This window comes from Kitasatospora sp. NPDC059803 (assembly GCF_042732255.1).
Lineage (GTDB): Bacteria > Actinomycetota > Actinomycetes > Streptomycetales > Streptomycetaceae > Kitasatospora.
Map to the genome: position 1 here is coordinate 16499 of NZ_JBHWIJ010000034.1, position 10073 is coordinate 26571.

The following is a 10073-nucleotide window of genomic DNA, read 5'->3' on the forward strand; positions in this document are numbered from 1 at the left end:
CCCCGTCACCGTCCGCCTGCGACGGATCCAACGCCTCCCTCGCCTTACGAGCAGCCTCAGCAGCCGCCGCACGGTCCTTCTCGCCCTGAAGGCGTTGTTCCCGGAGGTGTTCGCGCTGGAGCTCGTACTCGGACTTGGGGGTGTCCTTGCGAGGGCCGTTCGGGTCGGGGTCCTTGCTGCCGTCCGGACCGCCCTCGGTCTTGGGAGGCCGTCCGTCGCCCTCCTTGGACGGCTTCGGGTCGGGCTTGTGGTCGGGCTTGGGGTCAGGGTTCGGGTCCCGCTTGGGGTCCGTCGTGCGGTCGGGGTTGTGGTCGGGCTTGTGGTCGGGGTTCGGAGGGTCGGGCGTGTGGTCGGGCTTGGGGTCGGGCTTGGGGTCGGGCTTGGGATCCGGCTTGGGGTCCGGCTTGGGATCGGGCTTGGGATCCGGCTTCGGGTCCGGCTTGGGATCGGGCTTCGGTGCAGGCCGCGGATCCGGCTTCGGGTCGCCGCCGCCCGCCGTCGCCGTGGTGCCACCCGTCTGCTTGCCCTGGTCGCCCCCGGACTCGGTGGGGCGGCGGGTGGCGGGGTCCGGCGTGGTCCGGCCACCGTTGCCGGTCTGCGAGCCGGGCTTGGAGGTCTTGTCCCCGCCCGGCGTCTCCGTGCCGACCGACGGCTTCGGGCCCGTCGACTTGCCGCCCTCGGTGCCGGCCGCGTTCGACCCGCCGTCCGTCTTGGACCCGCCCTCGGTGCTGGGCCCGCCGTCGGTGCGGTGCGAACCGGACGGCGGGGTGAGCGAGGTGGTGCGGCCGCCGCCCTCGGTGCTGGTCAGGTGCGGGCCGCCCTCGGTCGGGGCGGGGAGGCGCTCGCCGAGCCTGGGCACCGGGAACGGCGCGGCGTGGCCGGACAGGTTGGTGGCCACGGACAGCAGGGTGAGGGGGTGGAGCGGGTGGAAGTACTTGCTGCCGTCGTGGGGGATGTCGGCGTGCTGGAGGTCCCGGACGAAGTTGACGTACTTGGTCATCAGGGGCGAGGTGAGGCCGTGCATCAGGTGGCGCGCGCCGCCCATGAGGAAGCCGCTGAGGAAGCTCGCACCGCTGGCCGAGAACTCGTGGTTCGGTTCGAAGATCAGGTTGTAGAAGCCCTCGGTCAGGTACTGGTTGAGACCGTTCTTGACCTGCTCGCCGAGCACGTGGCCGAGCACGAACATCGTGTTCATCTTGCCGACGCGGCCGGCGAGTTCGGGAAGCTTCTCGGCCAGGAGCTTGAGTTCTCCGGTGGCGACCTTGGAGTTGTTCGCGATCTCGCGCAGGGCGGCGGCCAGGCCCGCGCGGGCTTCCCCCGACTTGGCCCACTTCTGGGCGAACTCCTTGCCGAACGCCGTTCCCAGCTCGCGGGCGAGGTCCTTGCCGAGGGCGGGGCCGAGGTGCTTCTCGAAGGACTTCGCCATGTTCTCCGCGAACTGGGCCCCGGCCTTGGCGCCGGTCTTGCCGCCGGCCGCGAAGCCCTTGGAGAGGAAGGCGGAGTTCTCCCGCAGGAGCTTTTCGAGGCTGTTGGCGAACTTGTTCGCCGCCTCGTCCCCGATCGCCCGGCCGGCGCCGGCCCCGGCCTCCTTCGCCCCGGCCTTCCCGAGCCCCTTGGCCCCGGCGTTGCCGAGCTCCTTGGCCCCGACATTGCCGAGTTCCTTGGCGCCGAGGTTCGCGAACTCCTTGGTCCCGCCCTTGGCGATCCCGGCGGCCAGGTTCTTCAGCGAGGCGCTCAGTTCCTTCGAGACGAAGAGCTTCCCGAACATCTTGCCGAAGAGCTTGCCCAGGCCCATGCCCAGCAGGTGCAGCGGGCCGGCGATGATGCCGCTGATCGCGCCGAAGATCGCGGCCTGCTTGGTCAGGTCCTTGTCCCACTCGTGCCGGTTGCCCTGCCCGAACTGGATGCCCTGGATGATCCCGTCCATCACCAGGCCGCCCACCACACCGAAGAAGGTGTGCATCAGGATCACCTGGAGGAGCTTCTTCAGCAGGTTGATGATGATCGTCTTGACGACCTGCTTGACGGGCTCGACCGCGAGGAGCGAGGTGCCGGCGGTGAACGGGGACCAGAAGATGGCCAGCGCGATCTCGATCAGCAGCTGGACGATCTGGCCGATGATCATCCACTTCGTGTACTCCACGGTGTTCGCGACCTTGCCCGCGAACTCGCTGAGCTGCTTGCAGAGTTCGGTCGCCGTGGCGATGTAGTTGGTGCCCTCCTTCCCCTGGCCGACGAACCGCCCCATGTCCTGTTCGAAGGCCTCGGCGGTCTGCCCCTCGAACTGCTGCCGGCACTTGGCCACCAGGTCCACGATGTAGGCCTCGAGCTGCGGCAGTTCCTCGGAGAGCGTCTTGTACTCGTCCCGGACGTCTCGCAGCAATCCCTCGTTGGACTCCGGCCACGGCATCCCGGTGAGGATGTGGAAGAAGGTCGCCACGCCGGGCGAGACCTGGATCGAGGAGTGGGCCATGGCGGGGAGCCTCCGGCTGCGAAGCCTGCTGGTGCTGTGCGTGCGGTGCGGGTGGGGAACGGCGCCGTCCGGCGCTATCGGCGGGTCACTTCACCAACCCGGCATTGTGCTCGTCGGTCGAGTCGAACAGGTCGGCCACGTTCATGCCGTTCTTCGCGACGCGCGCCAGCTTGTCCCTGATGCCGCCGACCAGTTCGAGCAGATTGGTGGTCGGCTCGTCCACCTTCTCGTGGTACTGCTTGCCGATCTCGTCGGATCCGGCCGCCGTGCGGTTCACCTTGTTGACGTGGTCGATCTGGCCGTAGACCTTGTCGACCAGCTCGGACATCTTGTCGAAGTCGCCGAACGCCGCCTTCAGGTCCTCAAGTTTCACCAACTGCTTAGCCATTGAACTCCTCCTGCTTGTGGGTCTTGGTCTGGTCGGCTCCCGGCCGCATCGCGGTGAGCGGCTCCAGCAGCGCGTCCAGGTCCAGGCCTCCCAGCATCGACAGCAGGGGGTCCTCCTCCTGGTCGCCGGTGACCGCCAGGCGCAGCGACTCGCCGACCCCGTCGAAGGCGCGCATCGACCGGGTGATCTGCTCGCCCATCCGGGCCTTGGCCTCGTTCAACACGTCCTTGAGGACGGCGGCCAGGTGCGCGGGGGCCATCTCCTGGTAGGCGGTGGTGTGGAAGGTCAGCGCGAGCACCTCGCCCTGCGCGCCCACCTTCACGGTGAGCATCCGGTCCTTGGTCGTCACCGAGGCCGTCGCCGCCTGCAGTTGCCGGGTCATCTCGGCCATCTTGACCTGCTGCTCCTCCAGGGCGGCCATCGCCTGGGCGAGCTGCTCCTCGAACGAGAACGTCATCTCCGTGTTCCTTTCCACTCCCGTGACGCGGCGCCGACTCAGCGGCCGATCACTCCGCTGACCGCACCGGTGTCGGTGCCCCAGACCTCTTCGTCCTCGGCCAGCCAGGTGGTCCGCTGCCGGCCCTTCTCGCCCTGGCCGCCGCCCATTCCGCCGCCCATCGGCGGGACCATGGGCATCCCGCCGCCACTGGTGTTCACCGAGCGGCCCCGCATCGCGGCGGCCTCCTCGGCGGCGAGCGCGGAGGCCTTCTGGCTCATCGTGGCCTTCTCGGCGGCGGCTGCTCCGGCGCCGGCGACCTTGGCCGCGGGCGGCGGTCCGCCGTTCTCCGCCACCCGGGGGCCGACTCCGCTGCTGGTGTTGAGGATCCGGGGGGCCTGGCCGCCGCCGGAGGTGCCGAGGCCCTCGTACGCTCCCCCACCGACGCCACTGAACATCCCCGGGTAGGTGCCGACCGCGCCGAAGCCGTCGTTCTGGTCGAGGCTGCTGCCCCCCGACCCCAGGTTCAGGGTCCAGGGCGTGCCCCCACCGGTGGACGGCGGGCGCGCACCGCTGATGTCGCCCCAGGTGATGGTTCCGCCACCACCACTGCCGCTGCCACTGCCACTGCCGCCCACCGAGGCCCAGGCGTGCTGGAGGTCGCGCGAGCGCTGGATGTAGTCGGAGATCGGCTTCTTCTGGGGGTCCAGCAGGGTGCCGTCGTCGGCGATCGAGGAGCCCTTCTCGACCACGATCGGGTTGCCGTTGGCGTCCAGGATCTCCTTGCCGTTGGGGTCGACCACCGTGCCGTCCTCGCGGATGGTCGATCCCTTCGGCACCTTGGCGTTGGGGCCGTACACGCCTCCGCCGGTGCCGGCCGGCACGTTGGCGCCGGGGGGCACCACGATCGGCTTGCCGTCCTTGCCCAGCACCTCCTTGCCGGAGGAGTCGTAGACCTTGCCGCCCGAGATGTAGCCGCCGGGCGGCAGGAGGATCGGCTTCTTGTCCTTGTCCAGGAGCACGTTGCCGTCCTTGTCGCGGATCGGCGTCCCGGCGCCGAGGCCGCCACCGTTCCCGCCGGCGCCGTCGCCGCCGATGATCGGCGGCGGGGGGATGTGGTTGTTCTTGTCCCCGCCGGCCCCGCCGTCTCCCCCGCCGGCTCCCCCGCTGCCGTCGCCGAGACCGGGCGGTGGGGGTGCGTCGGGGTTCTTGGGGTTGTTGGGGTCGTTGGGGTCCGGCATCTCCTTCGGCGGAAGCGTGATGCCGACCGGCATGAGGTCGAACCCGAGCTTGGTGATCAGCGGGTCGTACGCGCTCCCCAGTGCCGCCATCGCGTCGTCACCGGGCTTGTCCAGGTAGTCGGCGACCTTCTTCAGCCACCTCTCCTTGGCCTTCTGGTCGAGAGCGGCGTAGAAGGCGTCGTTGCGGGGGTCGCCCAGCGAGGAGGTGTCGTACTTCCAGGTGCTCTCCGCGGTCCAGTACATGGGGGCCTTGTGCATCTCCTCCCACAGGACCTCCTGGATGCACTGGTACGGGAACCCGGTGCTGTACCAGACCGTCTGCGCCGTCCTGACCGCCTTGATGACGACGCCGATTCCGTACGCCGCGTACTCCAGCGAGGGCCCGTAGTTGGCCCCGATCAACTGGTTGCGCAGGTCGTCGAGTTCGACGGCGAACCGTTCGAGGAGCTTCTTGAACTCGCCCGCCGCGTCACCCTCCCAGCTGTCGCCCGGGCCGTCGATCTGCTCCGCCCACTTGCGGAACGCCTCGGCCTGGGTCGACAACCACTTCGTGGTGTCCTCGATCGCCTTGGCCCCGGCCAGCAGGCTCTGCGGGTCGATCGTGTCGTTCCCGCGGGTACTGATCGGGAGCTTCGCCTTGGAGTCCGGAGCCACGTCGGTCGAGACGTCCGGCATGATCGGGTCGAGGATCAACTCGGCCTGGTGGTTGAACTTGGAGAGCACGCCGTTGGGGTCGTTCCCCCACTTGTCGTAGTCGATGTGGACGTTGATCTTGAAGTGGCGCGGGCCGCCATCACCGTTGTTCGCGGTGCCGTCGTAGAAGTTCATCGCCCACCAGACGTCCGGGTTCCCCAGCCCCGTGCCGTCCGTCAAGTACGTCTGGGTGGACGCGTCCTTGGGGTCGAAGTACCCGTTCTCGACGGACATGTTCCCGGACTTGATCCATCTCTCGGCCTTCGCTCCCGCGATCTTGTCCCGCGTGGTGATCTCCACCGGAGCCTGCTTGGAGTTGAAGGCGGCGAGCGTCGTCTCCCAGAGCATGGGCACGGAGGTCTCCAGGTGGGTCGAGGGGTTCAGGGGTACAGGGAGCCGACCGGAAGGGGAAGAGCGCTACTTCCCGCCGCCGCCGCCACCACCGCCGCCACCGCCACCGACGGCGATGACGTCTTGCAGGATCTGCATCACTTGCGCGGCCGTCAGAGCCTCGTCGTGAGCGGTGTCCATCAGGTTCAGGAAGCTCAGGACGTCGAGCCGGCCCTTCTCCATCTGGTTGTGGAAGGTCTTGAAATCACCCACCACGGTGCTGGCGAGGTGGGTGAACCCCTTCGCCAGGTTGGTGCCGCTCTCGAAGTTCCCGGCCAGCAGCGAGACGTAGTGGTGTTTCGTGGTCACCGTGCCCTGGCCGCTGAAGCCCAGCATGGCCGAGTAGCCCGGGTCGGTCTCCAGCTGGCTCAGGTACGACGGCAGGATCGAGTTCGCGAAGTACTCGAGGTCGTCGTGGTTGACGCTGAGCGTGTGGCTCATGTCCGGTGCCGGGGGCCCGGGCGCCGGCGGGGTCAGGGTCGGTGCGTCGGGCACCTTCGGCGGCTCCGGCGGGCTAGTGGGCATCGCGCCCGCCCCTCCGGTCGAGCCGCTCCGCGGCCGTCATCAGATGCCCGCCGCGCCGCGCCGGTCCGCGTCGCGGAGCAGGCCGTGCATGGTGCGCAGGGTGTCGGCGCCCTGCTGGATGTCGGTGGTCATGGTGGCGTCCTGGCCGGCCAGCACCAGGTAGAAGGAGTGGGCCGCGGCGGCCAGGTCGCCCTTGAGCTGGTGCTCGGCGGTCTGGATGGCCTGGAGGCAGTCCTCCATCGCGGAGTGCATGCCGTTGCCGGCCTGGGTCAGGGCGTCCGCCGCCTCGTCGATGTTCGCGTGGTGGAGCTCGATGCTTGCCATGGCTGGTCCTTTCGGTCGGCTGGGGTCCGGCCCGGGCTGCCCGGGTCCGGCAGGTCTGTCGGCGCGGGCTGGATCAGAGGTTGAGGCCCTTGTAGACCTCGTCGCCCGCGCCGCCGCCCCAGCTGTTGGTGACGCCGTAGGCCTCGTCGTGGGCGGAGTTGATCTGGGTGTGCCCGGTGGAGAACCGGTCCTGGAAGGTGGCGTAGGCGCTCTTGAGCCGCTGGTACCGGGTCTGCCAGTCGTCGATCTTCCCCTGGTAGGCGGTGCTGCACGCGGCCTTGAAGTGGTTCTGGACTTCGAGGTTGACGTCCTCGACCTGCTGGCCGGCCCGCATCATGGCCTGGATGTGGGTGTCCAGGGTCGCCAGGACGGTCTTGACGGCCGCGTCGTCGGTCTGCAAGCCCGGAGGAGTGGTCATTGCGCTGCCTTTCGTCGGTACGGGTTCTCGGCTGCGGCGGATGCCGCCCGAGCGGGTCGGCCGACCCGGTCCATCTGCTTCAACGGACGCGTGCCGGGGGGTGGTTCACCTCGCGCAGGACGGTCCTGAGGGCCGCGACGCGGGGCTCGCGGCGCCGGTCAGCGCGGCCGGGTCGAGGCTGGGGCCGGTCGGCAGCAGGGACAGCAGGGCCTCCGGGACGGCCGAGGGGACGACCTCGCCGTAGCCGAGCTGTTTGACCGCCGCGGCGGAGGCCAGCGGGTACTTCACCCCGGCGTCGGTGACCAGGTACAGGGTGGCGCCGACGCCCGCGCTGGACAGCGCCCGCACCAGGGCGCCGCCACCGGGCTTGACGGCGATGCTGTCGGCGCCGGCGCAGGCCGGGTCCACGCCCGGCTGGGCGGCCGGCGGCGGGCCCTCGACGGAGGCGGCGTCGACCAGGGTGACGGAAGTGGTCGGCGCCTGGTCGGTGAGCCGCAGGTCGGCGCAGACGCCCCGGTTCTGGGGGATCGTCACCAGCTCCGGCGGCGCGGCCGGCAGCCCGCCGGCGGCGGCGGACGGCTGGGCGGCCGGGGCGGTGTGCCCGGTGAGGTCGGCCGGGCCGAGCTGGACGGGGGCGTCGTCGTCGCCCCCGTAGGCGGCACTCTGCGTGCGGGGGTCGTTGCGCAGCAGCTCGAAGGCCATCCGGCTGAGCGGGGTGAACCCCGCCGTGGTCAGCAGGTAGGGGTCGCCGCCGGGGCCGGTGAACAGCTGGCCGACCCGGGTGGGGTGGGCGCCGAGCTGCGGGCCGGCCTTGCCGCGCTCCCCCGGGTCGGGAGCGGCCAGGTCGGGGCCGGCGGCCAGCGCGTTGAGGAAGGCGGCCGTCACCGGGTAGGGGGCGACGGCGCTCTGGCCGAGGGCCTGGCGGGCGCCGTTGACGGTGTCCAGGCGCAGCCGGCGGCCGTGCCAGAGCAGGTACTCGGCGCCGTCCGGGGCGGCGACCAGCGCGCCCTGGCCGTCCGTCAGCCCGGTGCCGCGGCGGCCCGGGCCGACCGTCAGGGCCAGCTCCGCCAGGCGGCCGCCGGACGGGCCGGGCCGGCTGACGGCGCAGGCGAGCCAGGGCGCGTCGGCGAGCTGCTCGGCCCCGGGCAGGCCGTCGGGGGCGCCGAGGATGCCGATCGGGACGCCGCGCGGGGTGTCGGCCAGCGAGCGCACGCTGACCTGGTCGACCACCAGCTGGTCGCCGGCCAGCAGCCGGGCGCTGGCCTCGTTCAGCACGGGGTGCAGGCTGCCGTCCAGGAAGAGGTAGCGGGCGCCGCTCTCCTTCACCACCACCAGGGTGCCGGGCTTCTGCCAGCCGGTGGCGCCGCCGGGGACGATCACCCCGTACACGGCCGCCACCAGGCACACCAGCACGGCGATGACCAGCCCGATGACGGTGCCCCGCGAGGTGCGCCCGGCCGGGGTGTCGGCCGCGTCGGGCTCGCCGCGCAGCATGCCGGTGGCGAGCCTGCCCATCACGAACAGGTGGGCCTGCACCTGGTCGCGCTTCGACTGCATCTCGTGGTTCTCCTCGGGGCGGCGGAAGGTGCGGGGCCGGGCGGCGCACGGCGGAAGGTGCCGGGCCGGGAGGCGGGATGTGCGGGGCCGCCAGGGTCCGGCGGCGGGAGGTGCGGGGCCGTCAGGGTCCGGCTCAGCCGGCCAGGGCCCGCAGCTCGTGGTAGACCCCGGCCACGGCCAGCGCCAGCGGGATCACGGCCATCCCCGCGGTGGTGTGCAGCAGGTCCGCGGCCCGGCCCCAGTAGGGCAGCAGCCGGCGCCCGGGGATCGTCCAGGAGACCACCGCGAGGGCGGCCGCCAGGGCGAGCAGGCCGACCAGCACCAGCAGGCGCCCGCCGCTCCGCTCGCCGACGGCCAGGTGGCCGAGCAGCAGCGCCAGGCCGTAGGCGCCGGGCAGGAGGACGGACAGCCGCTGCGGGATGCTGCCGATCGCCCGGGAGTGCAGCAGCAGCAGGACGGACAGGGTCACCGTCAGGGCCGTGGCCGCCCAGCCGGATTCGCCGGCCACCAGGGTCAGGCATCCCGTGAGAACCGTGCCGAGCGCCAGGTGGAAGGCCGTCAGGAAGCCGTCGGCGACATCGCTGCGGCTGCGTACGGTGGCGCTCGGGACGGGCGCGATGCCCTCCTGGAGCTCCTCGGCGTTTCGCGGCAGCGCGGGCAGCCGCAGCCCGGACAGGCGGAAGCAGATCCCGGGGACGAACGCCCCGAGGATCACCGCGAGCACCGCCAGCACGGCCGCCACCTGCGGGCCGTCCTCCCCGCCCAGCGTCAGCCCGCCCGCCACCATGACGTACAGGGCGAACAGCACCGCGCCGAGGAACAGCGGCGCCGAGCAGCCGACGGCGGCCAGCGCCAGCACCGCCGCGCCGGCGGCCGCGCAGCCGCCCGCCAGCATCCGGGCGCCGACCGCGCCGGCCCCGCCGCCGGCCGGCAGCAGGGCCCCGGCCATCGCGAGGTAGGGCACCGCCATGGCACCGAGCGCGGTGCCCGCGCCGGCGTCGCCGACCGCCCGGGAGGCGCTCAGCGCACCCAGCAGCAGGAGCAGGCCGGTGACGGCGGCAGCAAGGGCACGGGTCTGCTCCGGGCCGGGGAGCAGCAGCACGGCGAGCCCGCCGGCCAGGACGGCCACGGCCAGTCCGAGCGCCACGTGGTGGGTGAGCGCCGGGCGCCAGGTGTCGGAGCGGGCCCGCATGCCGGTGGCGACGCCGTCGGCCAGGTCGTCGTAGTGCACCTCGGGCAGGGCGTCGCGGCGCGGGCGCAGGTACAGCTCGTCGCCGTCGTGCAGGTCGAGCGCGTCGGCGCCGAGCTCCTCGTCCAGCGGCGGGCCGCCGAGGCGCTGCAGGACCCAGCCGTCGTGCTCGACGCCCTGTTCCTCCAGCTCGGGGCCGGCGTGCGCGAGGACGGCCGGCAGCAGGTCGGCCAGCGGTACGTCGGCGGGGACGGCGAGTTCCAGGACCGCCTCGGGCGTTCGGAACCTCAGTCGGCACAGTCCGGCGACGGCGGTCCCGTTCGCGCTCCCGTTCACACTTCTCCCTTTTGCCCTGGCCTCCGAACGGCATTGAGATGGGTCTGGCGGGGGGGGCGGGGGGGGGTGTCTTGCGCGGGGGGCGACAGCGCCAGGGTGAGTC

The 10073-nt window shown here is 71.8% G+C and carries 8 protein-coding genes and 1 pseudogene; all 9 read right to left on the minus strand.

The features are described from left to right. Nucleotides 1–2473: pseudogene (locus ACFV6I_RS08495) on the minus strand (hypothetical protein); the annotation flags it as partial. Nucleotides 2474–2558: 85 nt separating this feature from the next. Beyond that, the gene (locus tag ACFV6I_RS08500; protein WP_380342655.1) at nucleotides 2559–2861 is read right to left on the minus strand and encodes a hypothetical protein; all 303 of its coding nucleotides are present in this window, start codon (nucleotides 2859–2861) and stop codon (nucleotides 2559–2561) included. Further along, nucleotides 2854–3318 (minus strand): YbaB/EbfC family nucleoid-associated protein, encoded by a 465-nt coding sequence (locus ACFV6I_RS08505; RefSeq protein ID WP_380342658.1) that lies wholly within the window; start codon nucleotides 3316–3318, stop codon nucleotides 2854–2856. The genes ACFV6I_RS08500 and ACFV6I_RS08505 overlap by 8 nt, the downstream gene beginning before the upstream one ends. Nucleotides 3319–3356: 38 nt before the next feature. Then, nucleotides 3357–5585, minus strand: a complete 2229-nt coding sequence (locus tag ACFV6I_RS08510) for a hypothetical protein (protein ID WP_380423978.1) — start codon at nucleotides 5583–5585, stop codon at nucleotides 3357–3359. Nucleotides 5586–5648: 63 nt separating this feature from the next. After that, a complete protein-coding gene (locus ACFV6I_RS08515) occupies nucleotides 5649–6146 on the minus strand; it encodes a hypothetical protein (RefSeq protein ID WP_159398566.1) in 498 nt (165 codons plus the stop codon). 39 nt (nucleotides 6147–6185) lie between these two features. Continuing rightward, entirely contained in the window at nucleotides 6186–6470 is a 285-nt protein-coding gene (locus tag ACFV6I_RS08520; protein WP_063350546.1) for a hypothetical protein, read from the minus strand. Nucleotides 6471–6543: 73 nt separating this feature from the next. Next, nucleotides 6544–6888, minus strand: a complete 345-nt coding sequence (locus tag ACFV6I_RS08525; protein ID WP_159398565.1) for a hypothetical protein — start codon at nucleotides 6886–6888, stop codon at nucleotides 6544–6546. 105 nt (nucleotides 6889–6993) lie between these two features. Beyond that, nucleotides 6994–8445: a type VII secretion protein EccB gene (eccB, locus tag ACFV6I_RS08530; protein WP_380423979.1), complete on the minus strand. Its 1452-nt coding sequence runs from the start codon at nucleotides 8443–8445 to the stop codon at nucleotides 6994–6996. A gap of 133 nt (nucleotides 8446–8578) precedes the next feature. After that, nucleotides 8579–9970 carry a type VII secretion integral membrane protein EccD gene (gene eccD / locus ACFV6I_RS08535; protein ID WP_380423980.1) on the minus strand — a complete coding sequence of 464 codons (1392 nt, stop codon included), beginning with the start codon at nucleotides 9968–9970 and terminating at the stop codon, nucleotides 8579–8581. Nucleotides 9971–10073: the final 103 nt, after the last annotated feature.